Genomic DNA, 22,907 nt, shown 5'->3' with positions numbered 1-22,907 from the left:
TCGGGATCGGAGGGGCCACGAACGGCCCCGTCCCGACGACCGGGAGGAACCGTGGAGTACTCGATCCAGGAAGTGGCGAAGGCCGCGGGCACGACCTCGCGCACCCTGCGCCACTACGGCGAGCTCGGCCTCGTACCGCCCAGCCGGGTCGGTGCGAACGGCTACCGCTTCTACGACGACCGCGCGCTGCTGCGGCTGCAGCGGGTGCTGCTGCTGCGCGATCTGGGCCTCGGGCTGCCGCGCATCGGCGAGGTGCTCGCGGCTCAGGACGCGACGGCTCGGGATCCGGGCCGTTCGGCGGCGGATCCCGCGGCGAGCGCCGCGGGCGCCTCGCGCGCCGAGGCCGGGATCCTGCGCGGGCACCTCGAGCTGCTGCGCCAGGAGCAGCGGCAGCTCGACGCCCGCATCGGTGCGGTCGAACGCACGATCGCGGAATTGGATCGGCGCGGAAGCGGCGACGCGGACCTCTCGGGAACGGAAGGGAACGGAGGAGACCTCATGTCTCGGAACATCTTCGACGGATTCGATCACACGCAGTACCGCGAGGAGGTCGAGGAACGCTGGGGTGCCGATGCGTACGCGAAGTCGGACGCCTGGTGGAACGGCCTCGGCGCCGACGGGCAGCAGGAATGGAAGGATCGCGTCGCGGCGCTGAACGCCGACTGGGTCGCGGCCGCCGAGAGCGGCGAGGATCCCGCGGGGGAGGCGGCGCAGGCGCTCGCCGAACGGCACGTCGCCTGGCTGACCGGCATCGCGGGCACGCCCGCGGCGGCCCCGGGCGGCGACGTCGTCGGGTACGTGCTCGGCCTCGGCGAGATGTACGTCGCCGACGAGCGGTTCGCCGCGAACTACGGCGGTGCCGCGGGAGCGACGTTCGTGCGCGACAGCCTGCGCGCGTGGGCCGAGCGCCGCTAGGCGGCTCGGGAGGGCTGCGCAGGCCCCGGCGGACTAGGCCCGGCTCGCCTCGTTGTCGCGCACCTGCGCGATGCGCTCCTCCTGCTCGGGGGTGCGCGGCAGCGGCTGCTTGACCTGGTTCTCGCTCACGATCACCACGTCGTGGTCGACGTGGTCGGCCATGGAGTGGACGGCGTCGATGAAATCGCGGCGGCGGATCGCGTCGAGCACGCGGGCGTGATCGCGCTCCATCTCGGTCGCGGTGGCGACGTTCGCGAGGCGGCCGCGGTGCTCGGGGCTGCGGAGCTGCTCGTTGATGCCGGCGTAGAGCGCGGCGAGGAGCCGGTTCTTGGCGGCGTCGAAGAGCAGCTGGTGGAACCGGCTGTCGAAGGCGCTCGACTCGGCGCCGCGGGTGAACACCGGGCAGCGGTTGCAGCCGAGCTCGTCGGCCGCGGCCTGCTCGAGCGCCTCGAGATCGTCGTCGCTGCGGTGCAGCGCAGCCTGCTGCGCGGCCTCGATCTCGAGCGCTCGGCGGTAGCTGAGGATCTCCTCGAGCGTGAAGTCGACGAGGAACTCGTTGAGGAGCGTGCTCGTGGGCGTCGAGGAGCGCACGAAGGTGCCGCGCCCCGGCAGGGTCTCGAGCATGCCGATGCTGGCGAGCGAGCGCACGGCCTCGCGTACGGTCGAGCGGCCGACGCCGATCTGCTCGGCGAGTTCGGGCTCGATCGGGATCCGCTCGCCGACGGGCCAGTCGCCCGTGGTGATCTTGCGACGCAGGTAGGCGAGCGTCGCGCGGGCCCGTTCGGATCCGGTCGTCACTGCCATGTCTGTTTCTCCGCCTCAAGCACGGCCCGAGTACTCGTTGGCGCACCCGCGCCGAGCCGTGCCCCGAGTATATCGACTGCGCGGCTGACGGTAGCCCTCGCCGTCACCTGCTCCTAGGCTGGGGACCGCAGACAGGATCCCGGCCGCCCGGCCGGACGAGGAGGTCCCCGATGACGCAGCCGACGCAGGGGCGAGGCCCCATCAATCCCTACGCCGCAGTGCGGGAGGTGCCCGAGTTCGTGCTCGCGAGCACCGAGATCGAGGCGGGCGAACCGCTGCCGGCCGAGACCTACGACACGGCATCGGGCGGCAGCAACCGTTCGCCGCAGCTCAGCTGGTCCGGCTTCCCCGCCGAGACCCGCAGCTTCGCGGTCACCTGCTTCGATCCCGATGCGCCGACCGGATCGGGCTTCTGGCACTGGGCCGTCGCGAACATCCCGGCGAGCGTCTCGGAGCTGCCGGCCGGGGCCGGGGGACTCGGCTCGCCGCTGCTGCCCACGGGCGCGATCACGATGCCGAACGAGCTGCGCGAACCGGCGTTCGTGGGTGCGGGGCCGCCCGAGGGCACCGGCGTGCACCACTACTGGTTCGTCGTGCACGCGCTGAGCGTCGAGCACATCGACATCGATCCGCAGGCGACGCCCGCGGTGCTCGGCTTCCTCATGCGGGACGCGGTGCTGGCGCGCGGCGTGCTCGTCGCGACGGGCGAGTACGGCCAGGCCGACTGACCCGTAGCGCACGCCCCGTTTCGCGGCTCGCCGCGCGGCGGATACCATGCTGAGCAAGTTGTGCGATCTCGTGCGGCTTCCCCTGCTCGAAGGCATCCGGGTCCCGTGCACACCGCGCAGCGGACCCGACCGGCGTCTCCGGGCCCTATTAAAGGACTCAACACCCATGCGACAGACTTCGCTCCGCCGCCGTGCACTCGCCCTGGTCGGCATCGCCGCCGCCTCGGCCCTCGCACTGACCGGCTGCTCCGGATCCGCTTCGAACGACTCCGGCTCCGGCTCCGATTCGGCCGCCAAGAGCGTCAAGATCGGGATCAGCCAGCTCGTGCAGCACCCCGCGCTCGACGCCGCGACCAAGGGCTTCAAGAAGGCCCTCGAGGACTCGGGCATGAAGGTCACCTTCGATGAGCAGAACGCGCAGGGCGAGCAGTCGAACGCCGTCACCATCGCGCAGAAGTTCGCCTCGAGCGATGCCGACCTGTACCTCGCGGTCGCGACGCCCGCGGCGCAGGCGCTCGCGCAGGCCGTGACGAACAAGCCCGTGCTCTTCACCGCCGTCACCGACGCGGTCACGACGCAGCTCGTCAAGTCGAACGAGCAGCCCGGCGGCAACGTCACCGGCACGAGCGATGCCGCTCCCATCGACAAGCAGCTCGAACTGCTGAAGCAGATCGTGCCGGGCGCCAAGACCGTCGGCATCGTCTACAGCTCGGCCGAAGCGAACTCCGAGGTGCAGGTGAAGGCGGCCGAGGAGGCCGGCAAGAAGCAGGGCCTGTCGTTCAAGACGAAGACCGTCACCACTGCCAACGACATCGCGCAGGCTACCGAGTCGCTCGGCGACGTCGACGCGATCTACGTGCCGACCGACAACACGGTCGTCTCCGGTCTCGCCGCGCTCGTGCAGGTCGCCGAGAAGAAGCAGATCCCCGTGATCGGCGCAGAGGCCGGCACCGTCGAGAAGGGCGCGGTCGCGACGCTCGGCATCGACTACGAGAAGCTCGGTTACCAGACCGGCGAGATGGCCGTGCAGATCCTCAAGGACGGCAAGAAGCCGGCCGATCTGCCGGTCGAGACCGCCAAGGACGTCAACTACGTGGTGAACGAGGGCGCGGCGAAGCGCATGGGCGTCACCATCCCCGCCGACATCCTCGACAAGGCCGAGAAGGTCAAGTAGTCGATCTCCGGTGCGCCGGGCATTCGCCCGGCGCACCGGACCGAAGAACAGGAAAACTCCATGATCGGCGCGATCGAACTGGGCCTCATCTACGGTGTGATGGCCCTCGGCGTGTACCTCACCTTCCGCGTGCTGAACTTCCCCGACCTCACGGTCGACGGCAGCTTCACCACGGGCGCTGCGACCGCCGCCGCGCTGATCACGCTCGGCCAGAGCCCCATCGTCGCCACGCTCGCCGCGGTGGCGGCGGGGCTCGCGGCCGGAGCGGTCACCGGCCTCCTGCACACCAAGGGCCGCATCGACGGCCTGCTCGCGGGCATCCTCACCATGATCGCCCTCTGGTCGATCAACCTCAGGATCATGGGCACGACGAAGCCCGACAGCGCGGTCGCGGCGAACCTGCCGCTGCTGCGGGCCTCGACAGTGTTCGATCCGCTGCGCGAGAACATGCTGCTCGGCACCTGGGCGTCGGTCGCGATCATCGCCGTCGGCGTCATCCTCGTGAAGCTCGTCGTCGACTGGTTCCTCTCGACCAACCTCGGGCTCGCGATCCGTGCCACGGGCGACAACGGCCCCATGATCCGCAGCTTCGGCGTCAGCACCGACCGCACCACGATCCTCACCCTCGCCCTGTCGAACGGCCTCGTCGCGCTGTGCGGCGCGCTCGTCGCGCAGTTCCAGGGCTTCGCCGACATCAGCATGGGCATCGGCCTGATCCTCGTCGGCCTCGCCTCGGTGATCGTCGGCCAGGCGATCCTCGGCCAGCGCTGGATCTGGCTCGCGAGCCTCGCCGTCGTGATCGGCGCGGTGGTCTACCGCCTCATCATCTTCTTCGCGATGCAGGTCGGTCTCGATCCCAACGACATGAAGCTCGTCACCGCCGTGCTCGTGGTGCTCGCGCTGCTGCTGCCGCGCTGGGGCTTCCTCAAGCGGGTGCCCTCGCTGCGGGGCCGCGGCGGCCGGGTCCCGCCGCGCGATCCGGCGCCGGATCCCGCTCCCGTCGCAACCGGAGCGGCCCCGGCCGCCGCGACCCCGACCGCTCCGAAGGAGGCCTGAGCCGTGCTCGCCATCACCGACATCGAGAAGACCTTCTTCGCCGGGACCGTCAACGAGCGCCGGGCGCTCGCCGGCCTCAGCCTGCGGCTGGAGGAGGGCGACTTCGTCACCATCATCGGCTCCAACGGCGCCGGCAAATCCACGCTGCTCAATGCGATCTCGGGCCGCTACACGGTCGACTCCGGCAGCATCGAGATCGACGGGCGCCGGGTCAACCGCCTCAAGGAGTTCCAGCGCGCGAAGTACATCGGCCGCGTGTTCCAGGATCCGATGGCCGGCACCGCGCCGACCTTGACGATCGAGGAGAACCTGGCCCTCGCGCTGCGTCGCGGCACGGCGCGCGGTCTCGGCCCGAGCCGCAGCCGTGCGCAGCGGGAACGGTTCCGCGAGGAGCTGCGCACCCTGGAACTCGGCCTCGAGGATCGACTCGGCGCCAAGGTGGGCCTGCTCTCGGGCGGCCAGCGCCAGGCGCTGTCGCTGCTCATGTCGGGCTTCACGCACCCCAGCATCCTGCTGCTCGACGAGCACACGGCGGCGCTCGATCCGCAGCGCGCCGCGCTCGTCACCGACCTCACCGAGCGGATCGTCTCGCAGGGCGGCCTCACGACGCTCATGGTCACGCACAACATGGAGCAGGCGCTGCGCCTCGGCAACCGGCTCGTCATGATGCACGAGGGCCGGATCGTGTTCGAGGCCGGCGAGGAGCAGAAGAAGGGTCTCACCGTGCCGGCGCTGCTCGCCGAGTTCGCGAAGATCAAGGGCGCCCAGCTCGACGACCGCGCGCTGCTCGCCTAGCGCCCCGATCCAGCGCGCCTCCCGGGGCGCGCATAGGGGCCAGCCCTACAGTGGGCGTATGGCAGAGGAACGCGGCGGCGTCGGCGGGTGGGAGAGCATCGCTCGGGCGGCTGAGGCCCGCGCGGCCGACTGGGCGCGCGCCCTGCAGCCGCACGCGGACCCCGAGCGCGGCGAACGCGCCCCCGAACTGCTCGCCGGTGTGCGCGCCGACGCCGGCGGACTCGACTTCACGCGCCGCCTGCTCGAGCACCTGCTCGGATCCGCGGACCCGTTCGCGGCCGCGCTCGGCCTGCGGGAGGTCGCCCACGAGCTGCCCGAATCCATGCCGGTGCGCGACCGCCTGGCGGTCCGGGCCGGCGGCATCGCCGCCCTCGGCCTGCCGTGGGCGGTACTGCCGCTCGCGCGGCGCTGGTTCCGGGATCGGGTCTCGTCGATCGCGTTCACGGCGAAGTTCCCGCAGGGGCCCGAGAAGCCGGTCGACGCATCCGGGCTCGCGGATCGGCTGCTCGCGAAGATCGAACCGGGCACCTCGGCCCTGATCGCGCTCGGCGGCGAGCCCGTGCTCGGCGCCGACCGGGTCGAGCTCGAGGTCGCCCGCCTCGTGGCACTCGCCGAGCAGGCCGGGATCGATCAGCTGCTGGTCGATCCGCTGCGGCTGCTGCCGGGCGGCACCGACTGGACCTTCGACGCCGACGTCACCCGTGCGGTGGACGCCCTGCGGCCCGTGCTCGAGGCCGCGCGCCAGGGCGGCACCGCGATCCTGCTCGACGCCGTCGGATTCCGAGGCGCCCGACTCGCCCCCGAGGTGCTGCTGCGCGCCGCCGGAGACGCCCGCCTCGACGGCGTGCGCATCGGCCTGGTCGTGCCGGCCGAACTGCCCGAGTCCCGCCGCGTCGTCGAGCGGATCGGCCGGTGGGCGGTGCAGCGGGCGAGCGACGGCGGAACGCCCACCGAGATCGTGCTCGCCGACACGGGCATGGCGGGCGCCGAGCGGATCGCGTCGATCCGCAGCGGTCTTCCGGTGCCGACGCTGGACGGGCGCACGGCGGTCGCCGCGCAGCTGCTGCGCCTCGCGCACCTCGCGCTCGGCTACGGGCCGTCCGTGCGCCTCGTCGTGCAGAGCGAGGAGCCCCGCCTCCTCGCCGCCGCGACCGTGCTCGCCGAACGGCACGGCACCGGAGAACTGCTCGGCCTGCAGCTGCGCGCCGGCGCGGATCCGTCCCTCGCCCGGGTGCTCGCCACGGGCGCGCACGAGATCCGGATCCGCCTCCCGCTCATCCCCTCGGGGGAGCCGTCGGGCCTCGCCGAGCCGCTGCTCGCGCTCGCCGCCCACGCGGCGGACCCCGACCGAATCGACTTCGCGGAGGCCATCGCCGAGGCCGCCGAGTCGTTCCCCGAATCGCACCGGACCCAGCTGCGCGCCCGGGAGTGGGATCCGAGCGAGCGCGACAGCGCCCTGTTCTACCGGCCCCCTGCCGACCCCGACCGCTTCGACACCGGCGGCCTCACCGCCGCCGTCCTCGGCCTCACCCGCGGTTCCACCGGCGAGATCACCCTCGAGGCCGCGGGCCCCGCGCTGCGCATCCCCGTGATCTCGGAGTCCGGCCTCGCCGCCGAGCCCGCGACCGACGCGTCGCGCACCGACAATCGGGAATGGGTCCGCTCGCTCGTCTCGCTCGTCGCCGAACCCGGCTCCGAAGCCGCGTCGGCGGCTCCGGGCGACGCCCCAGGCACCCCGGACGGATCGGGCGGTTTCGAGGCCGACACCGTCGTCTCGGCGGCCTCCACCGCCGCCGGGATCTGGCGGGCGCCGCGCCACGGCGACCGCGCGACGCGGGTGCGCAGGCTCGCCCTGGGCACCGTCGCGGCCCGAGACCGGCTCATCGCCGCGCTCGCCGCCGAGAGCGGCGACCCGGTGGCGCTGCTGGACGCCGCCGTGGGCGACGCGGTCGACGCGGCCCGCTGGCTCGGGCGCCTCACGGAGGACCTCGGGTCCGTGCGCGGAGCCGAGTTCCATCCCGACCGGGTCGCGGTCGTGGTCTGCGATGCGGGCACGCCGTTCGCCGAACGTGCCGAAGCGATCCTCTCGGTGATCGCGGCGGGCAGCGCGGCGATCGTCGCGGCCCACCCCTCGGTGATCCGTTCCACGCGAGTCCTGCTCGAGGAATGGCAAGCGGCGGGTCTTCCCGTCGAGGTCGTGACCCTGATCGCACCCGGTCCCGAAAGCACCGCCGACCCCGATGCGCCGGGCCACCTGGCCCTGGCCGTCGAGCTCGCGAGCGATCCGCGCGTCGATCGCGCCCTGGTGCTCGGGCGCCGGGAGACCGCCGCGGCACTGCTGCGCCGGCGACCCGACCTGCGGATCGAGGGCCGATTCGAGGCCCGCGCCTCCGTGCTCGTCACGGGCGGCGCCGACGTCGATACCGCGATCCCCGACGTGCTCGCCTCGGCGTTCGGCGCGCCCGCGGCGGATCCGCTCCGCGCCCGCCAGCTCGTGCTGCTCGGCGGCATCGCGCGATCCCGCCGGTTCCGCTCGCGCCTGGCGGACGCCGTCCGCACGCTCCGTGCCGGCCACACCGGGCGGGCGGGATCGAGCGACCCGCTCGACCTGCAGCTCGGACCGCTGCCGGAGCCGCCCGGTGCCGCGGGCCTGCGGGCCCTCACCGAGCTGGATCCCGGAGAGGAGTGGCTCGTCGAACCCGAGCGCCTCGACGACGCGGGACTCCTCTGGCGGCCCGGCGTGCGCTGGGGCGTCAAGCGCTCGGCGCGATTCTGGCGCGATTCCATCGGCATGCCCGTGCTCGGAGTGACGCACGCGCGCAGCCTCGACGAGGCGATCGCGATCCAGAACGACGCCGGCAGCGGGGCCGCCGCGGCGATCCACTCGCTCGACGCCGACGAGATCCTGCCCTGGCTCGAACGGGTCGAAGCGGCGTCGTTGGCGATCTGCCGCCCGACCACGGGCGCGCGCATCGAGCAGCGGCCCGTCGGCGGCTGGAACGACGCCGGGCTCGGCATCGGATCCCTCGCGGGCGGCCCGAACCGGCTGCTCGCCCTCGGCTCGTGGAGCGTGCGCGAGGGGACGCAGAGCTCGACCCTGCACCTGCGCGGCCTCGACCCCGAGGTGCAGCTGCTCATCGAGGCGGCCCAGGAGGCGCTCGACTACACCGCCTTCGACCGGGTACGGCGGGCTGCGCTGAGCGACGCGCTGACCTGGCGCACCTCGCTCGGCATCGCGCGCGACACGGTCGGCCTCGGCATCGAGCGCAACCTCGTACGGCACTGGCCCGTGGCCACGCAGCTCCGGCTCGCCGAGTCGGGGGAGCTCGCCGAACTCATCCGGGTGCTCGCCGCCGCGCTCATCGTACGGGCGCCCATCACCGTCTCGACCGGGGTGGTGCTGCCCGCACCGGTGGTGTCGCTGCTCGAACGGCAGGGCATCGAGGTCTCGCTCGAACGGGACGACGACTGGCTCGAGCGCATGTCGGTGCTCGCCGCGGTGGCCGATGCGTCGAGCGCCGCCGACGCCGGCTCGCGGGGGAGCGAGGGCGGTGCCGCGCTCGTCGGAGTGGATCCGAGTGCGGCACGACGGATCCGGCTCATCGGCGGCGACCGCGTGCGCGCGGCGGAGTGGCTCGGCCACGGGGGCCGCGTGGCGCTCTGGGCGGAGCCCGTCACCATGGCGGGGCCGGTCGAGCTGCTCACGCTGCTGCGCGAGCAGTCCATCTCGATCGCGACCCACCGGCACGGGCTCGCAGCACCCATCCTCGCGGTCGAGGACCGGGTGATCGAGCTCGGCCGCTAGGCGGCGGCTCGCGGCTCGCGCTGCATCGGCGTGTGCGGGATCCCGTCCTCGACGAACTCCTCGCCGTGCTGCACGAACCCGAAGCGGGCGTACCAGCCGGTCAGGTATGACTGCGCGTCGAGCACCATCGGGCGCTCGGGCGACGCGGCGTCGTGCGCGTCGATGGCGGCGCGCATCAGCGCCGCCGCGAGGCTGCGACCCCGCCACGCGGGCGCCGTCGCGACCCGGCCGATGCGCGCGGCATCGGGGTCCTGCAGCACGCGCAGGGTCGCCGCGACGCGGCCCTCGGGCGCGGCGTCCTCGACGTCGATCCAGAACTGCTCGGCGCCCGGCTCGAGGTCGCGCCCGTCGAGGTCGAGGTACGGGCAGTCCTGCTCCACGACGAACACCTCGGAGCGCAGGCGGGCGATCGCGTAGAACGCGGAGGCGTCCAGATCCGCGAAACGGGCGCTGCGCAGCGCGAGGCCCTGCGGGAGCGCGGCGGCGGGGCTGCTGGATTCGTGGAGCTCGCTCATGCTCCGATCCTGCCACCGGATGCCGCACCGACACGCGGGGCGACGCGCCGCGGGGCCGAATCCCGGCCCGATTTCGGATCCGAGACGAATCCGGGTAGAGTGGTCTCTCGGTCGTGTTCGCGCGGCCAACGGCGGGTTACCCGAGCGGCCAAAGGGGGCTGACTGTAAATCAGCTGGCACTGCCTACGGGGGTTCGAATCCCTCACCCGCCACAGCTAGAAAAGCCCGGTCAGGATCAAATCCTGACCGGGCTTTTTGCGTTTCCGGGGGTCGTTCGGCCGGTGCGTCCGGCTGCCCGCTGATCGCTCTGCGGAGATCCGAACGATTTCGGATCCGGGGCCTCGCGCGTCCGCGTTCCTGCGGATCTCCGCGCGGTGCCCCAAGGTCCTCGCGCATTCGAATTACAGAACTGTAGTTCGGCGGTCATCAACAGCTTGTCCACACCTCAGGGCCGGTATTCACGCGTTTTCCCCCGATTCTCCACAGAGTTATCCACAGCTGTGGATCGTTCGTGCGGTCCGTGCGGTGTTGAAACGACGCGGATCGAACGCGCGGATCGAACCCATGTTCGACGCGACACGCCGCCCGCGCTGCGCGGTTCGAACATCCGCGGTTCAGCCGAGCGCGTCACGAGTGCCGGCGAACTTCCGCGACCACTGACCGACACCCATGCGCGGATGCAGGTAGACGGCGTCGCCGATGCGGGCGAGCATCTGCTGGTAGACCTCGACGGCTTCCGAGACGACCCCCAGGTCGTGCGCCATGGAAGCGACGTGGCCGTCGCGGAGCGCCTCGACCTCGCGGTAGCGCTCGGGGTCGATGAGCCGCGTCGCCGCCCACTCGTCGGCGCGGCGCTCCATCTTCGCGTCGAAGTGGGGGAAGAGCGACGGGACGTCGCCGTTGAGAGCGTGACAGGTCTCGTGCCCGAGCTTGAACGTGTGCAGGCGCGGAGCCATGTCGTGCTGGAGCCGGACGAGCTTCAGGTCGTGGTCGTACTCGCCATCCCGATCGAGGTGTTCGAGATTGACGTACTCGACGGTCACGCCGAGCGCGTCGAGGATGTCGAAGAAGACCAGATCCATCAGTCGTACTCGCCGTCCTCTCCTCGGTCGCGCGACCGCTTGCTCGCGGCCCGGCGCTGGGACGCGGCGAGCTCGTCGGCGATCGACTGGTCCTCATCCTGACCGAAGCGTCCGACAATGAGGTTCGACTCTACGGTTTCAGCGGCGTTTCGGCGGCGGCCGCCGAGTGCCTGCACGATCGCGGGCTTCGGTTCGTCGTCGACGGCGCGCGGGGCGCGCAGCGCGACTCCGCGGTCGGCGAAGACGAGGCGGGCCGGTGATCGGCGATCGTGGGCGGCGAGGAACTCCTCCGCCTCGCGGACGAGTTCCCACGACTCGACGCCCAGCGAGAAGCACATGGCGTCCAGCTGGTCGATGGAGATCGGGCGGACGCCGCGCACCATCTTCGACAGTTGGGACTGCGAGGTCCCGACGGACTCCGCCATCTGGCTCTGGCTGACGCCGTACTTGGCCATGAGTGCGCGCACCTGTCCGGCGATGTGCCGCGTCAGATCGAGCGTGTCGTAGTCGTTCATGGGATCCATCGTGCCAGTTCTGGCACGAGTAGTCCAGGAAGCTTGTTTTCTAGTTAGAGGACCGCAACTATAGTTCACATGAACTACGCAACACCCAGTGCCCAAGCCGCCCTGGCCGTGCGAGCTCTCCTGCACGATCGCGCCGAGACGCAGGAGCGGCTCGCGGACTCGATCGGCATCTCCCTCTCCACCCTCAAACGACGAATGCTGTGTGCCAGCCCCTTCACCATCGACGAGCTCTTCGCGATCGCACGCCACTTCGACGTCCCGCTCCCGTGGGTCCTGTTCCTCCGCACCTCGCGAACCGGGAGCGGACCGGATCCATCCGGGAGTCCATCGAACCCGCCGGAGCGACCGCCCGCCACCGCGGCGCGGCGCGCACCGAGCGCACCGGAGTCGCCGCGGTAGGGGTGCCGCAGCGATCCACCAGTTGGCCCCGCTCGAGCGGGGAACCGAAGGCGTCGGGGTGATGACGCGTGGCCGCCCGTGGTGGGGCGGAACCGGCACAGGGTCACGTGCGGCCCGTGCGTGCGCTCGCAGATCGGCGCACGGGCACGGGATCGCCGGTCCGGCGATCCCTCGGAGGCCGGGTCGAGAACCGACGGAGGTCCCCGAGATCGAATCCGAAATCAAGACGAAGGAGAAACATGGCGCTACTGACAGTGGACCAGTGGGCGAACTCCGTGAACGGGAAGTACATCGACCACGATGGCATCCCTGCGGGGAACATCTACCAGTGCCACGACCTGTGGATCGACTACCTCATGCGGGTGGCCGGCGGCACGCAGTCGATGGGGTATGCCCCGTCCGGCTTCACCGACAGCGTGTTCACGAACTTCCCCGTGAACGGCCTCGACGCGAAGGTCACGAGGACCTCCGGAACGAGCGGTATCCGTAAGGGCGATGTCATCTTCTGGGGCTACGGAGCGGCGAACTACCCCTACTCGCACGTGGCCATCGCGCTCGCGGCACCGTCCGGCGGGAGCGTGCTCTGCATGAGCCAGAACCCGGGCGCATCGCAGAAGCTCACCCTCACCCTGGCAGGTGCCCTCGGGTACCTGCGTCCGAAGAACCTGCCCACCGATCCGACCCCTCAGCCCGACCCAAAGGAGATCACTGTGAAGAGCTACCACCGCGAAAACCGAACCACCCGTCCGATCGCGCCCGGCCAGCGCCTGTACCTCATCGATAGCGGGAACGCGAAGGAGAACTGCGTGGGTGGGAATGGGCCGTACTCGCTGACCGCGCACCTGTACGGAAACGGGTTCGCCCCGGGCGACGTGCTCGAGTTCCGATTCGAGTCGGTGACTGTTGCGACCGGCGCGCAGTCGGATCACTACCTCGAGCGAGTGAGCGCGGATGTCAACGGCGGGATCCGGGCGAGCCGCGAGTTCAAACTCGACGTGCCTGTGGGCACCCGGGTGCACTTCTCGGTCTACGCCGCGACGACCAACGCGAAGACCGGGTCGATGATCGTCATCGACTCCGACGCCTACCTGTTCAGCGTCGCCTGAGCCGGCTGCCGGATCCGTGGCGCTCTTCTATCCGCTCCCTCCGGAGCGCGTGATCGAGTGGCCGGGGATCCGGCCGGCCGGATGGGCGCCGCACTGGGGGACCGACTGGCCGACGCCGGTCGGGACCCCGGTGCCCGCCACCAGCGACGGCACGATCGTGTACGTCGGCGATGACGGGCTCGGCGGGAGGACCATCGATCTGCTGCGCGACGACGGTCTGCTGCAGCGCTTCGGCCACCTGTCTGAGTACCGGGTCGGACTCGGGCAGCGGGTCGCCGCGGGTCGGATCATCGCCCTCTCGGGCAACACCGGAGCCTCGACCGGGCCGCACCTGCACTGGGAGCTCCGCCGTGACCGGCTCTGGTCGGCCGGCGCCTGGATCGATCCCCGTTCGCTCCGTCCCTCGGCATTCGGCCGTGCGGCCCGCACGGTCCACCCCGTCCGCACGGCTCGACCGGCCGTCCCCGCACTCAAGGAGGTGCTCCCCATGACCAACCCCATCGGCATGTACATCGGCACGACCCGACCCAGGACCGCGACGGAGGAGCGGTGCGTCATCTACGACCTCGACTCGGGGTTCTACACGACCTTCTCCGGGGTCTCTCAGTCCTACATCAACGACATGGCGCGTGCGCACGGAACGCGATCGTTCGGGCGGATGACGGTCAAGCACTGGAACCAGATCAAGGCTCAGCTGGACGAGGTGAGGCGCTCGTGAGCTCCCCGGAATCCCTGATCATGGAGGGCCTGTCGAGGGTGAACTGGGGCACCGTGCTGACCGCGCTGCTCGGGGCTTCCGGAGGCGCCTTCGCGGCGCTGAACCGGGCTCGCGGCCGGCGGCGGGACGACATGCAGGCGTTCATCGATCAGCTCCAGGAGGAGCGCAACCAGTACGCCGAGCTCCTGCGTGAGGAGCGGCACGCCGACCAGGCCCGCATGGATCGGATGTGGGCCGACAAAGCGGCGTCCCGCGAGTACGTTGCGCAGCTCCGCGCCCATATCCATCGGGGCGACCCGCCCCCGCCGCCGAGCGCCCCCGACGGCTACATCGAATGAACCGACCCCGCTCGCGGAAGGAGCGCTCATGTTCAAATCCACTCCGGTCCTCCGGCTGTTCGTCTACGGCCTGGCCCTGCTCGCCATGGCGACGAGCTTCTTCATGACCGCCGTCGAGTCCCCGCTCGCGCCCGCGTTCGTGCAGACCGCGAATCTGCTCGGCGCGGCCGCCGGGGTCGGCGCGATCTCCAATCTCGGCACGCTCTCACGCAGACCCGGCGATGTCGGGATCGTTCCCGACGAACCCGCCGCTGAGGGGTTCGGGGCCGCGGACGGAGCCGGCGCGATCCTCGAAGCGCCGCTCGGGCGATTCGCCGAGCGCGGGGCTTCGGAAGGGGTGGCCGCTACGGCCACCGATGCCGAGGCGCCGAGGCACGCGCGGCGCACCCGACCCCCGGAGTAGGCTCCAGGCATGACGGCCGCCGCGCTCTCCTACCTGTTCGTGCCCGCCTCGCGGCCCGACCGCTACGCCAAAGCGATCGCCTCGGGAGCGCACCGGGTCGTGATCGACCTCGAGGACGGCGTGGCCGTCGCCGACAAGGCGGCTGCGCTGGCGCACGTGATCGCGGCCCTCGAAGCGGAGTCGGGTTCCGAGCTCGCGCTCGCCGCATCGGTGATCGTGCGCGTCGAGGGTCCGCGGTCCGACCGGTTCGAGTCGGAGCTCGCGGCGCTCGCCGGGCTCTCCGCGGGCGCGCGCGGTCGCCTCGCCGGCATCGCGGTGCCGAAGGTGGAGGATCCGGCGGCGCTCGCGCACGCGATCGCCGCCGCGCGAGCGGACGCGGGGACGGGGCCGGCCGGCGCACCGCTCGAGGTGCTCGCGCAGATCGAGACCGCGGCGGGCCTGGCCCGGGTGGGCGAGATCGCCGCGGTCCCCGGCCTGACCCGGCTCGCCATCGGGGCGGCCGATCTGTCGTTCGACCTCGACACCGAACTCGACTCGGTCACGATGGACTTCGCCTACGCCAGGCTCGTGCTGGAGTCGCGCATCGCGGGTCTCCTCGGTCCGATCGCATCGCCGTCGTTCGAGCTGGCCGACCTGGACCGGGTCGAAGGAGACGCGCGCCGCTTCCGCGGGCTCGGCCTCACGGGGCAGTTCGCCGTCCATCCGGTGCAGCTGGCCGCGATCCACGCGGGCTTCGGCCCGACCGCCGAACAGGTGACGTGGGCGCGCACCATCGTGGACACGGGCGACGGTGCCGTGCGCGTGGGGGAGCAGATGGTGGATGCCCCGATCCGCGACCGGGCGGAGCGGATCCTCGCGCAGGCCGGCTGAACCGGGTGCGGGGACACCCCGCGCGGTTTCGCGTACGCTGGGGGCATGGCAGATTCTTCGTTTGACGTGGTGAGCAAGATCGACTCGATGGAGGTCGACAACGCGGTCAACCAGGCCCGCAAGGAGGTCGAGCAGCGCTACGACTTCAAGGGCGTCGGCGCCGACATCTCGATGAGTGGCGAGACGATCCTCATCAAGGCGAACACCGAGGAGCGCGCGAACGCGGTGCTCGACGTGCTGCAGTCCAAGTTCATCAAGCGCGGCCTCTCGCTCAAGGCGCTCGACTCGGGCGAGCCCTTCGCCAGCGGCAAGGAGTACCGCATCGAGTCGAAGCTCAAGGAGGGCATCGACCAGGCCGCCGCGAAGAAGCTGAACAAGCTGATCCGCGACGAGGGCCCGAAGAGCGTCAAGTCGCAGATCCAGGGCGACGAACTGCGCGTCTCTTCGAAGAGCCGCGACGACCTGCAGACGACCATGGCGCTCCTCAAAGGCGCCGACGTCGACGTCGCGCTGCAGTTCGTCAACTTCCGCTGAGACCTCCGAAACGGCTCGGTGCCGCGGGCTACTGCTCCGCGGTACCGGGCCGTTTTTCGTTCCCGCTCTCCGGCGGCTCGATCCCGCTCGAACGCGGTGTCGAAATCGTTATTACGGAGATACGAATTGTGATCGTTCGGAGATCCCGAGGACACTAATCTTCGGGACATGAGCCTCTTTCCCTCCGCCCGCCGATCCGGCGGGATCCTCCTGATCACCGCGGCGGTTCTCGCGTCCGTCCTGACCGGCTGCGCTCCCGAAGCCGCACCGAAGCCGACGACGAGCCCCTCGACGAGCAGCACCCCGAAGCCGAGCGCCACGCCCACCGAGACCCCGGCCGCCTGGACGCGATTCTCGGATCAGCGATTCACCGCGTCGTTCGAGCTGCCCCCGGGGTGGAAGCTCGAGGAGCAGGAGACGCCGTATGCGGACCAGGGGATCTTCCAGCTCAACGTGCTCGACACGGCGGGGAAGCGGCAGCTCGTGTTCCTGAACGGTGCCACCGGGCTCGGCGGCGTCTGCTCCGCCGACAGCGTCCCCATGCAGGTGGAGGAGCTCGATCGTCAGGAGGTGTCCCTCACGGGGTATGCTCCCGCCACCGAACCCCCGGTCGCGCTGACCGCGCCGCAGTTCGTCTACCGGGCCTGGAACACCGGGGACGGCGTCGTCGCAGCGACCGTCGCCCTGGTCAACACTCCGCCGGTGAAGACCTGCTTCGACGTCAATCTGCTGTGGACCGCGGAGCGCCAGTACACGCTCTCCGACGGGACGCAGGTCGGCACGCACAAGGAGCTCCGCCCGCGGACCTTCGCGAACATGGACGAGGCGAAGGCGTTCATGCAGACCCCCGAGTACGCCACGCTGAAGCGGATCATCACCTCGTTCCAGCTCTGAGACGGGCCCGGTTCCACGACTCGCGGTCACCCGCCCGGTACACTGGGCGGGTGATCGGCGAGAACCTTCTCGGTCCCGAGCCCACGCGGCTCCCGGCCGAACCGCATGTCTCTGACGCTCTCGACCGCGGCGAACCGATCGAGAGCGTGGTTCGCGCGAACCCGGATTCGCCGCTCGCCTGGGCGCTGCTCGCCGACGGCGCGTACGCCGACGGCCGCGAGATCGAGTCCTACGCGTTCGCCCGCGTCGGCTACCATCGGGGGCTCGACGCGCTGCGGCGGGCCGGATGGCGCGGCGCCGGGCCGGTGCCGTGGGAGCACGAGCCGAACCGCGGGGTGCTGCGCGCGCTCTTCGCGCTGCGCCGTGCGGCCGGTGCGATCGGCGAGACGGGCGAGGTCGAGCGCCTCACCGAATTTCTGAACGGGGCCGACGCGACCGCGATCGCCCAGATCGAAGCGAGCGGAACGCTCGAGGGAAGGGGCTGAGATGCCCGCTGTACTCATCACCGGCGCCCAGTGGGGCGACGAGGGCAAGGGTCGCGCGACCGACCTGCTCGGCAGCCGGGTCGACTACGTCGTCAAGTTCAACGGCGGAAACAACGCGGGGCACACCGTGGTCGTCGGCGACGAGAAGTACGCGCTGCACCTGCTCCCCTCGGGCATCCTCACCCCCGGCGTCACCCCGGTGATCTCGAACGGCGTCGTCGTCGACCTCGAGGTGCTGCGGGGCGAGCTCGAGGCGCTCGGCGGCCGCGGGGTCGACGTGTCGCGGCTCAAGCTCAGCGCGAACGCGCACGTCATCACGGCCTACCACCGCACGCTCGACAAGGTCACCGAGCGGTTCCTCGGCAAGCGCCAGATCGGCACCACCGGTCGCGGCATCGGCCCGGCCTACGCCGACAAGATCAACCGCGTCGGGATCCGGATCCAGGATCTCTTCGACGAGGGGATCCTGCGCCAGAAGGTGGAGGCGGCGCTCGAGTTCAAGAACCAGGTGCTCGTCAAGATCTACAACCGCCGCGCGATCGGCGTCGACGAGGTCGTCGACGATCTGCTGAGCTACCGCGAGATGATCGCGCCGATGGTGTGCGACACCGGTCTGCTGCTGCACGAGGCGATGCAGGCGGGCAAGACCGTGCTGTTCGAGGCCGGCCAGGCGACCATGCTCGACATCGACCACGGCACCTACCCGTTCGTCACCTCGTCGAACGCGACCGCGGGCGGCGCGAGCACCGGATCGGGCCTGCCCCCGCACCAGATCGACCGTGTCATCTCGGTGGTCAAGGCCTACACGACCCGCGTCGGCGCCGGCCCGTTCCCGACCGAGCTGTTCGACGAGTCGGGCGACTACCTGCGCAAGCAGGGCTTCGAGTTCGGCACCACCACGGGTCGTCCGCGCCGCTGCGGCTGGTACGACGCGCCGATCGCCCGCTACGCGGCGCGCATCAACGGCGTCACCGATTTCGTGCTCACCAAGCTCGACGTGCTCTCGGGGCTCGAGACGATCCCCGTCTGCGTCGCGTACGACGTGAACGGCGTGCGCCACGACGAGATGCCGGTCAACCAGAGCGACTTCCACCACGCGAAGCCGATCTACGAGGAGTTCCCCGGCTGGAACGAGGACATCTCGGGCGCCCGTCGCTTCGAGGATCTGCCGAAGAACGCGCAGGACTACATCATCGCGCTCGAGGCGATGAGCGGGTCCCGCATCTCGGCGGTCGGCGTCGGCCCCGAGCGCGAGCAGGTCGTCGTGTTGCACGACCTGGTGGGCTGAGGGCCGCCGTGTCCGAGCCGTCCGCCCAGGAGCAGCTCGACCGACTGCGGTCGAGCATCGACAACATCGACGCCGCGCTGATCCACATGCTCGCGGAGCGCTTCAAGTGCACCCAGGCCGTCGGGCTGCTGAAGGCCGAGCACGAGATGCCCGCGTCGGATCCCGGCCGCGAGTCGCGGCAGATCGCCCGACTGCGCGAGCTGGCCGAGGGGGCGAACCTCGATCCGGAGTTCGCCGAGAAGTGGTTCAACTTCGTGGTCGCCGAGGTGATCCACCACCACGTGCGGATCGCCGAGCAGCGGGACGCGTAGCCGCTGGTCGAGTCGCGGGACCCGCGGCTCGACCACGCTGCCCCGCTAGTCGTCGAGCAGCTCTTCTTCGAGGTTCCAGACCGGATCGCCGCTGTCGCTCTCCGCGAGGGCCACGATGAGGTCGTGCTGCTCGGGGTCGTCGTCGCGGAGCATGCCGCGCGCGGCGGCGACGACCTCGTCGCGCTCGGCGTCGTCCCCGGCCTCGCGCTGGGCGTCGCCGAGCGCCCAACGGTAGCTCTCGAGCGCGGCGTGCAGCTCTTCGTCGGTGATGTGCGACTGGTCCACGGGCCACCTCCTGCGCCGGGCGCGAACCCCCGTGGGCCCGCTGTCTGCCTCTACGCACAGCCTAACCCGCGCGGGCCCCGACTGTCTCGGGGCGGCGGTGCGTCGTTCAGACGGTGCTCCGCGCGGCGACCTTCCACGCGAGTACCCCGGCGGTCGCGGACAGTGCGAAGCATCCGCCCGCGACGAACCAGAGCCACGGGGTGGTGAGCGCGAACAGGCCGGCGATCAGCGCTCCGCCGAGCAGCAGCACGGCCATGACCCAGAGGCCCATGTGTGGTTCGATGACGGTGACCCCCGCTGCTTCTGACGGCTCCGGCTTCGCGGTCATCACGATGTAGGCGGTCGCGAACGGTCCGAGGAGCAATGAGAGCAGGAACCAGTTCAGGCGCGATCGGTTCTTCTGCTCGGCCAGGCCGGCGTTGACGAGCGCCAGGGCGAACCAGCCCCAGCCGCCCTGCTGCCATCCGTCCACGGATCTCCCATCGTCGCGTTCCGGGTACCGAGTCAGGATACTGCTTTTCGGACAGCGAGTGGGTTGCGAATCATTCGAACATATGTTCGAATGATTCGCATGCGATGGGACGGTCAACTGCGGGATCCCGGCGCCGCCGAGGCGGCCGCCGATGCGGGATCGTCCGCGCCCGAGGCCGGTTCGGTCTCGGCGAAAGCGACGGATCCGGCGCTCCCGGGGCTCGAACGGTCGACGCTGGCGGCGCTCCCGGGGCACCTGCGCACGGTGCGGGCGCCGGAGTTCCAGGGCGCGGTGTTCCACGAGGTGCTGGCGAAGAGCGCGCTCAACCGGGTGCCGGGGCAGTCCTCGATGCCGTTCGCGTGGACCATTAACCCCTACCGCGGCTGCAGTCATGCGTGCGTGTACTGCGTCTCCCCGGAGACGCTCATCCTCTGCGCGGACGGGAGGCAGCGACCGTTGAGAGAGCTCCAGGTCGGGGCCGAGATCATCGGAACGGAACGGCGCGGAAGGTACCGACGGTACGTGCGCACGACGATCCTCGACAAGTGGGGGACCCGAAAGGTTGCCTACCGGGTCGCCATCGCGGACGGGACCACCCTCATCGCGAGCGGCGATCACCGCTTCCTCACCGATCGAGGATGGAAGTTCGTACGGAACAGCGAGTCCGGGCAGCGTCCGCACCTGACCACGGCGAATCGCTTGATGGGCTTCGGGCTGGGCGGAGGTGCATCGCGAGGCGCCGTCGATATCGAGGGCGATGCATACCGGCGAGGGTACCTCGCGGGAATGGTGCGCGGAGATGGCATGATCTTCCGCCGCAGCTACGACGACGGGTCCCGCGTGCGCGACATCGTCATGTTCCGCCTTGCTCTGGCTGACGAGGAGGCCCTGGACCGCTCTCGCCGATACTTGGAAGCGGAGGGGATCGTCGTGCGAGAGCGGCCGTTCGCTCCCGCGAGCAGCACCCGCCGGGCGATCCGCGCATTGCACACCGCCGCCCGGAAGCAGGTCGAGGCGATCGAGCGCATCACGCACGAGACGCGCTTTGCCGACCTGGACTGGTGCGCCGGGTTCCTCGCCGGCGTCTTCGACGCCGAGGGAAGCTGCTCCCGGGGAATCGTTCGAATACCGAATAGGAACCCCGAGTTCCTCTCGGAGATCTCGGCCGCGATGGAGCGCTTCGAGCTCTCGCACACCGTCGAACCTGCGCGCCCGAACGGGGTGCGGAGTATCCGTCTGCTCGGCGGCCTGCCGGCTCGGCAGAGATTCTTCGCCACGGTGCAGCCGGCCATTACGAGGAAGCTGTCGGTCGAGGGCGTCGCAGTGAAGACCGTCGCCGATCTTCGGGTGGTCGCGATCGAGCCGCTCGAAGGCGAACGCGAGCTGCTGGACATCACCACAGGCACCGGCGATTTCATTGCGAACGGAGTGATCAGCCACAATTGCTTCGCCCGCGGCACGCACCGCTATCTCGACTTCGATACGGGTGCCGACTTCGACCAGCAGATCGTGGTGAAGGTCAACGTCGCCGAGGTGCTGGCGCGCGAACTCGCGAGGCCGAAGTGGGCGCGCGAGACCGTCGCGCTCGGCACCAACACCGATCCCTACCAGCGCGCCGAGGGGCGCTACCGGCTCATGCCGGGCATCATCGAGGCGCTCTCGCGCAGCCGCACCCCGATCTCGATCCTCACCAAGGGCACCCTGCTGCGCCGCGACCTGCCGCAGCTCGCCGTCGCCGCCGAACGCGCCCCGGTCGACCTCGCCATGTCGATCGCGATCGGCGACCACGAACTGCAGCAGTCGGTCGAGCCGGGCACCCCGAGCACCCGGGCGCGCCTCGAGACCGTCGCGCGGGCGCGTGAGGCGGGACTGCCCATCGACGTCTTCGTCATGCCGGTGCTGCCGCACCTCAGCGACGGCGCGCAGCAGCTCGACGCGCTGCTGCGCGAGATCCGCGAAGCCGGGGCTCGGTCGGTCATGTACGGACCCCTGCACCTGCGCGCCGGGGTGAAGCCCTGGTTCTTCGCCTGGCTGCGGCGCGAGCACCCCGATCTGGTCGCGCGCTATCGCGGCCTGTACCCCGAGGGCGCGAGCCGCGCCCCGCAGGAGTACCGCAGGGCGCTCGCCGCCAGGATCCGCCCGCTCATCCGCAAGCACGGCCTCGAATGGGCGCCCGGACGGCCGGCGATCCGCGAGACGCCGGAGCCCGCGATCCCGCAGCTGCAGCCGCAGCCGACGCTGTTCTGAACGACCGGATCTCCTCCCGGGGTCGGAGCCTCCGGGCCGGAAGTGGTACCTCAGGGGGACGTGCCCGGTCGGGTGCTCCGCATACCGTGGAATCATCCCGGAGCGGATCCACCGCCCGGAACCGACCCCTCGCCTTCGCGCGGGACCACGAGAAGGAGCCCCCATGATCGAGGCCACCGGACTCACGAAACGCTACGGAGCCAAGACCGCGGTCGACGGCATCAGCTTCAGCATCCAGCCGGGGCAGGTCACCGGCTTCCTCGGGCCGAACGGCGCGGGCAAGTCGACCTCGATGCGGATGATGGTCGGACTCGACCGGCCCACCAGCGGCACCGTCACCATCATGGGCAAGCCCTACGCCGAGCACGACGCACCGCTCGCGGTCGCCGGTGCCCTGCTCGACGCCAAGGGCGTGCACCCGGGCCGCTCCGCTCGCAGCCACCTGCGGGCGCTCGCCGCGACGCACGGGATCCCCGAGCGCCGCGTCGACGAGGTGCTCGAGATGACCGGCCTTTCCGCGGTCGGCATGAAGCGCGTCGGCGGCTTCTCGCTCGGCATGGGCCAGCGACTGGGGATCGCCGCGGCGCTGCTCGGCGACCCGAAGGTACTGATCCTCGACGAGCCCGTCAACGGTCTCGATCCCGACGGCGTGCTCTGGGTGCGCCAGCTGGTGCGCTATCTGGCCTCCGAGGGACGCACCGTCCTGCTGTCGAGCCACCTGATGGGCGAGATGGCGCAGACCGCCGACCACGTGATCGTGCTGGGGCGTGGCCGCATCGTCGCCGACGCGCCGATCGATCGGCTCATCGCGAGCGCCCAGACCGACCGGGTCTCGGTGCGCGCACCCGAGGCCGCCCGCCTGGCCGAGCTGCTGCTGCGGGTCCCCGAGGTCCGGGTCGAGCACGGTGCCGACGGCTCGTTGACCGTCGAGGGCGTGCCCGCGGCCGTGGTCGGTCGCGCGGCCTTCGAATCGGGGGTCGAGCTGCACGAGCTCACGCCGGTGCGGTCCAGCCTGGAGGACGCCTACCTGGCGCTCACCCGCGACGACGTCGAGTACCGCACCGACGCCGCGCACGCGTTCCCGCCGGCCGCCTGAGCCGAGCCGCCAGACACCGAGTTTTCGCCTCGCGCTCACCCGCGACGCACCAGACGAACAGGA

General features: G+C 70.9%; 25 protein-coding genes and 1 tRNA gene. 20 read left to right on the top strand and 6 right to left on the bottom strand.

Features of this window, described 5'->3' with window-relative positions:
- Positions 1-51: 51 nt before the first annotated feature.
- A complete protein-coding gene (locus ABD169_RS00925) occupies positions 52-915 on the top strand; it encodes a MerR family transcriptional regulator (protein ID WP_344028107.1) in 864 nt (287 codons plus the stop codon).
- Positions 916-948: 33 nt separating this feature from the next.
- Here the strand turns inward: ABD169_RS00925 and ABD169_RS00920 are convergent, their stop codons facing one another.
- Entirely contained in the window at positions 949-1,719 is a 771-nt protein-coding gene (locus ABD169_RS00920; protein WP_046454914.1) for a FadR/GntR family transcriptional regulator, read from the bottom strand.
- Between the two features lie 170 nt (positions 1,720-1,889).
- Here ABD169_RS00920 and ABD169_RS00915 point away from each other — a divergent pair, with 170 nt between their 5' ends.
- The 5 genes from ABD169_RS00915 (at position 1,890) to ABD169_RS00895 (ending at position 9,277) form a co-directional block, all read left to right on the top strand.
- Positions 1,890-2,447, top strand: a complete 558-nt coding sequence (locus ABD169_RS00915; protein ID WP_344028102.1) for a YbhB/YbcL family Raf kinase inhibitor-like protein — start codon at positions 1,890-1,892, stop codon at positions 2,445-2,447.
- Positions 2,448-2,613: 166 nt separating this feature from the next.
- Positions 2,614-3,621 carry an ABC transporter substrate-binding protein gene (locus ABD169_RS00910; protein ID WP_344028100.1) on the top strand — a complete coding sequence of 336 codons (1,008 nt, stop codon included), beginning with the start codon at positions 2,614-2,616 and terminating at the stop codon, positions 3,619-3,621.
- Positions 3,622-3,681: 60 nt separating this feature from the next.
- Complete coding sequence (locus ABD169_RS00905; RefSeq protein WP_344028097.1) at positions 3,682-4,677, top strand: ABC transporter permease; 996 nt, start codon at positions 3,682-3,684, stop codon at positions 4,675-4,677.
- A gap of 3 nt (positions 4,678-4,680) precedes the next feature.
- Positions 4,681-5,472, top strand: a complete 792-nt coding sequence (locus tag ABD169_RS00900; protein WP_344028093.1) for an ABC transporter ATP-binding protein — start codon at positions 4,681-4,683, stop codon at positions 5,470-5,472.
- A gap of 58 nt (positions 5,473-5,530) precedes the next feature.
- Positions 5,531-9,277, top strand: a complete 3,747-nt coding sequence (locus ABD169_RS00895) for an aldehyde dehydrogenase family protein (protein ID WP_344028089.1) — start codon at positions 5,531-5,533, stop codon at positions 9,275-9,277.
- Here the strand turns inward: ABD169_RS00895 and ABD169_RS00890 are convergent.
- The gene (locus ABD169_RS00890) at positions 9,274-9,792 is read right to left on the bottom strand and encodes a GNAT family N-acetyltransferase (RefSeq protein WP_344028086.1); all 519 of its coding nucleotides are present in this window, start codon (positions 9,790-9,792) and stop codon (positions 9,274-9,276) included. The two genes, ABD169_RS00895 and ABD169_RS00890, sit on opposite strands and share 4 nt — an antisense overlap.
- A gap of 130 nt (positions 9,793-9,922) precedes the next feature.
- Here ABD169_RS00890 and ABD169_RS00885 point away from each other — a divergent pair.
- Positions 9,923-10,004 (top strand) — tRNA-Tyr (locus ABD169_RS00885).
- 402 nt (positions 10,005-10,406) lie between these two features.
- On the opposite strand, the gene ABD169_RS00880 is transcribed toward ABD169_RS00885, so the two are convergent.
- Together ABD169_RS00880 and ABD169_RS00875 are read right to left on the bottom strand one after the other, a co-directional pair.
- Positions 10,407-10,874 (bottom strand): ImmA/IrrE family metallo-endopeptidase, encoded by a 468-nt coding sequence (locus ABD169_RS00880; protein WP_344028083.1) that lies wholly within the window; start codon positions 10,872-10,874, stop codon positions 10,407-10,409.
- The gene (locus ABD169_RS00875; protein WP_344028080.1) at positions 10,874-11,389 is read right to left on the bottom strand and encodes a helix-turn-helix domain-containing protein; all 516 of its coding nucleotides are present in this window, start codon (positions 11,387-11,389) and stop codon (positions 10,874-10,876) included. The genes ABD169_RS00880 and ABD169_RS00875 overlap by 1 nt, the downstream gene beginning before the upstream one ends.
- A gap of 78 nt (positions 11,390-11,467) precedes the next feature.
- On the opposite strand from ABD169_RS00875, the gene ABD169_RS16155 reads away from it, so the two are divergent.
- From ABD169_RS16155 to ABD169_RS00825, 11 genes are all read left to right on the top strand, one after another.
- Complete coding sequence (locus ABD169_RS16155; protein ID WP_425560935.1) at positions 11,468-11,797, top strand: helix-turn-helix domain-containing protein; 330 nt, start codon at positions 11,468-11,470, stop codon at positions 11,795-11,797.
- A gap of 239 nt (positions 11,798-12,036) precedes the next feature.
- Positions 12,037-12,903: a C40 family peptidase gene (locus tag ABD169_RS00870; protein ID WP_344028077.1), complete on the top strand. Its 867-nt coding sequence runs from the start codon at positions 12,037-12,039 to the stop codon at positions 12,901-12,903.
- A gap of 16 nt (positions 12,904-12,919) precedes the next feature.
- The gene (locus ABD169_RS00865; protein ID WP_344028075.1) at positions 12,920-13,621 is read left to right on the top strand and encodes a M23 family metallopeptidase; all 702 of its coding nucleotides are present in this window, start codon (positions 12,920-12,922) and stop codon (positions 13,619-13,621) included.
- A complete protein-coding gene (locus tag ABD169_RS00860) occupies positions 13,618-13,959 on the top strand; it encodes a hypothetical protein (protein WP_344028072.1) in 342 nt (113 codons plus the stop codon). The genes ABD169_RS00865 and ABD169_RS00860 overlap by 4 nt, the downstream gene beginning before the upstream one ends.
- Before the next feature lie 28 nt (positions 13,960-13,987).
- On the top strand, positions 13,988-14,362 hold the full coding sequence (locus ABD169_RS00855) for a hypothetical protein (protein WP_344028069.1): 375 nt from the start codon (positions 13,988-13,990) through the stop codon (positions 14,360-14,362).
- A 9-nt stretch (positions 14,363-14,371) separates the two neighbouring features.
- A complete protein-coding gene (locus ABD169_RS00850; protein WP_344028066.1) occupies positions 14,372-15,232 on the top strand; it encodes an HpcH/HpaI aldolase/citrate lyase family protein in 861 nt (286 codons plus the stop codon).
- A 45-nt stretch (positions 15,233-15,277) separates the two neighbouring features.
- Complete coding sequence (locus tag ABD169_RS00845; RefSeq protein WP_344028064.1) at positions 15,278-15,766, top strand: YajQ family cyclic di-GMP-binding protein; 489 nt, start codon at positions 15,278-15,280, stop codon at positions 15,764-15,766.
- A gap of 168 nt (positions 15,767-15,934) precedes the next feature.
- The gene (locus tag ABD169_RS00840) at positions 15,935-16,660 is read left to right on the top strand and encodes a hypothetical protein (RefSeq protein WP_344028061.1); all 726 of its coding nucleotides are present in this window, start codon (positions 15,935-15,937) and stop codon (positions 16,658-16,660) included.
- A gap of 50 nt (positions 16,661-16,710) precedes the next feature.
- Complete coding sequence (locus tag ABD169_RS00835; protein WP_344028058.1) at positions 16,711-17,145, top strand: DUF3151 domain-containing protein; 435 nt, start codon at positions 16,711-16,713, stop codon at positions 17,143-17,145.
- Position 17,146: 1 nt separating this feature from the next.
- On the top strand, positions 17,147-18,433 hold the full coding sequence (locus ABD169_RS00830; protein WP_344028055.1) for an adenylosuccinate synthase: 1,287 nt from the start codon (positions 17,147-17,149) through the stop codon (positions 18,431-18,433).
- An 8-nt stretch (positions 18,434-18,441) separates the two neighbouring features.
- Entirely contained in the window at positions 18,442-18,744 is a 303-nt protein-coding gene (locus ABD169_RS00825) for a chorismate mutase (RefSeq protein ID WP_046454929.1), read from the top strand.
- A 45-nt stretch (positions 18,745-18,789) separates the two neighbouring features.
- On the opposite strand, the gene ABD169_RS00820 is transcribed toward ABD169_RS00825, so the two are convergent.
- Positions 18,790-19,029 (bottom strand): hypothetical protein, encoded by a 240-nt coding sequence (locus tag ABD169_RS00820; RefSeq protein WP_046454930.1) that lies wholly within the window; start codon positions 19,027-19,029, stop codon positions 18,790-18,792.
- Between the two features lie 106 nt (positions 19,030-19,135).
- Positions 19,136-19,501, bottom strand: coding sequence for a hypothetical protein (locus tag ABD169_RS00815; protein WP_344028051.1), 366 nt, complete (start codon positions 19,499-19,501; stop codon positions 19,136-19,138).
- Between the two features lie 99 nt (positions 19,502-19,600).
- Here ABD169_RS00815 and ABD169_RS00810 point away from each other — a divergent pair, with 99 nt between their 5' ends.
- Complete coding sequence (locus tag ABD169_RS00810) at positions 19,601-21,748, top strand: intein-containing Rv2578c family radical SAM protein (RefSeq protein WP_344028047.1); 2,148 nt, start codon at positions 19,601-19,603, stop codon at positions 21,746-21,748.
- 163 nt (positions 21,749-21,911) lie between these two features.
- On the top strand, positions 21,912-22,844 hold the full coding sequence (locus ABD169_RS00805; RefSeq protein WP_344028044.1) for an ABC transporter ATP-binding protein: 933 nt from the start codon (positions 21,912-21,914) through the stop codon (positions 22,842-22,844).
- Positions 22,845-22,907 lie beyond the last annotated feature (63 nt).

Origin of the sequence: Leucobacter iarius (assembly GCF_039530105.1) — a bacterium.
In the GTDB taxonomy this organism is placed as follows: Bacteria; Actinomycetota; Actinomycetes; order Actinomycetales; family Microbacteriaceae; genus Leucobacter; species Leucobacter iarius.
This window is presented reverse-complemented; position numbering and strand designations above follow the sequence as displayed.

What these genes read in the sequence shown, in the direction of transcription:
- ABD169_RS00920 (WP_046454914.1), bottom strand. Translation starts at nt 1,719, where the DNA reads ATGGCAGTGACGACCGGATCCGAACGGGCCCGCGCGACGCTCGCCTAC.
- ABD169_RS00915 (WP_344028102.1), top strand. Translation starts at nt 1,890, where the DNA reads ATGACGCAGCCGACGCAGGGGCGAGGCCCCATCAATCCCTACGCCGCA.
- ABD169_RS00910 (WP_344028100.1), top strand. Translation starts at nt 2,614, where the DNA reads ATGCGACAGACTTCGCTCCGCCGCCGTGCACTCGCCCTGGTCGGCATC.
- ABD169_RS00905 (WP_344028097.1), top strand. Translation starts at nt 3,682, where the DNA reads ATGATCGGCGCGATCGAACTGGGCCTCATCTACGGTGTGATGGCCCTC.
- ABD169_RS00895 (WP_344028089.1), top strand. Translation starts at nt 5,531, where the DNA reads ATGGCAGAGGAACGCGGCGGCGTCGGCGGGTGGGAGAGCATCGCTCGG.
- ABD169_RS00890 (WP_344028086.1), bottom strand. Translation starts at nt 9,792, where the DNA reads ATGAGCGAGCTCCACGAATCCAGCAGCCCCGCCGCCGCGCTCCCGCAG.
- ABD169_RS00880 (WP_344028083.1), bottom strand. Translation starts at nt 10,874, where the DNA reads ATGGATCTGGTCTTCTTCGACATCCTCGACGCGCTCGGCGTGACCGTC.
- ABD169_RS00875 (WP_344028080.1), bottom strand. Translation starts at nt 11,389, where the DNA reads ATGAACGACTACGACACGCTCGATCTGACGCGGCACATCGCCGGACAG.
- ABD169_RS16155 (WP_425560935.1), top strand. Translation starts at nt 11,468, where the DNA reads ATGAACTACGCAACACCCAGTGCCCAAGCCGCCCTGGCCGTGCGAGCT.
- ABD169_RS00870 (WP_344028077.1), top strand. Translation starts at nt 12,037, where the DNA reads ATGGCGCTACTGACAGTGGACCAGTGGGCGAACTCCGTGAACGGGAAG.
- ABD169_RS00855 (WP_344028069.1), top strand. Translation starts at nt 13,988, where the DNA reads ATGTTCAAATCCACTCCGGTCCTCCGGCTGTTCGTCTACGGCCTGGCC.
- ABD169_RS00850 (WP_344028066.1), top strand. Translation starts at nt 14,372, where the DNA reads ATGACGGCCGCCGCGCTCTCCTACCTGTTCGTGCCCGCCTCGCGGCCC.
- ABD169_RS00845 (WP_344028064.1), top strand. Translation starts at nt 15,278, where the DNA reads ATGGCAGATTCTTCGTTTGACGTGGTGAGCAAGATCGACTCGATGGAG.
- ABD169_RS00840 (WP_344028061.1), top strand. Translation starts at nt 15,935, where the DNA reads ATGAGCCTCTTTCCCTCCGCCCGCCGATCCGGCGGGATCCTCCTGATC.
- ABD169_RS00830 (WP_344028055.1), top strand. Translation starts at nt 17,147, where the DNA reads ATGCCCGCTGTACTCATCACCGGCGCCCAGTGGGGCGACGAGGGCAAG.
- ABD169_RS00810 (WP_344028047.1), top strand. Translation starts at nt 19,601, where the DNA reads ATGCGATGGGACGGTCAACTGCGGGATCCCGGCGCCGCCGAGGCGGCC.
- ABD169_RS00805 (WP_344028044.1), top strand. Translation starts at nt 21,912, where the DNA reads ATGATCGAGGCCACCGGACTCACGAAACGCTACGGAGCCAAGACCGCG.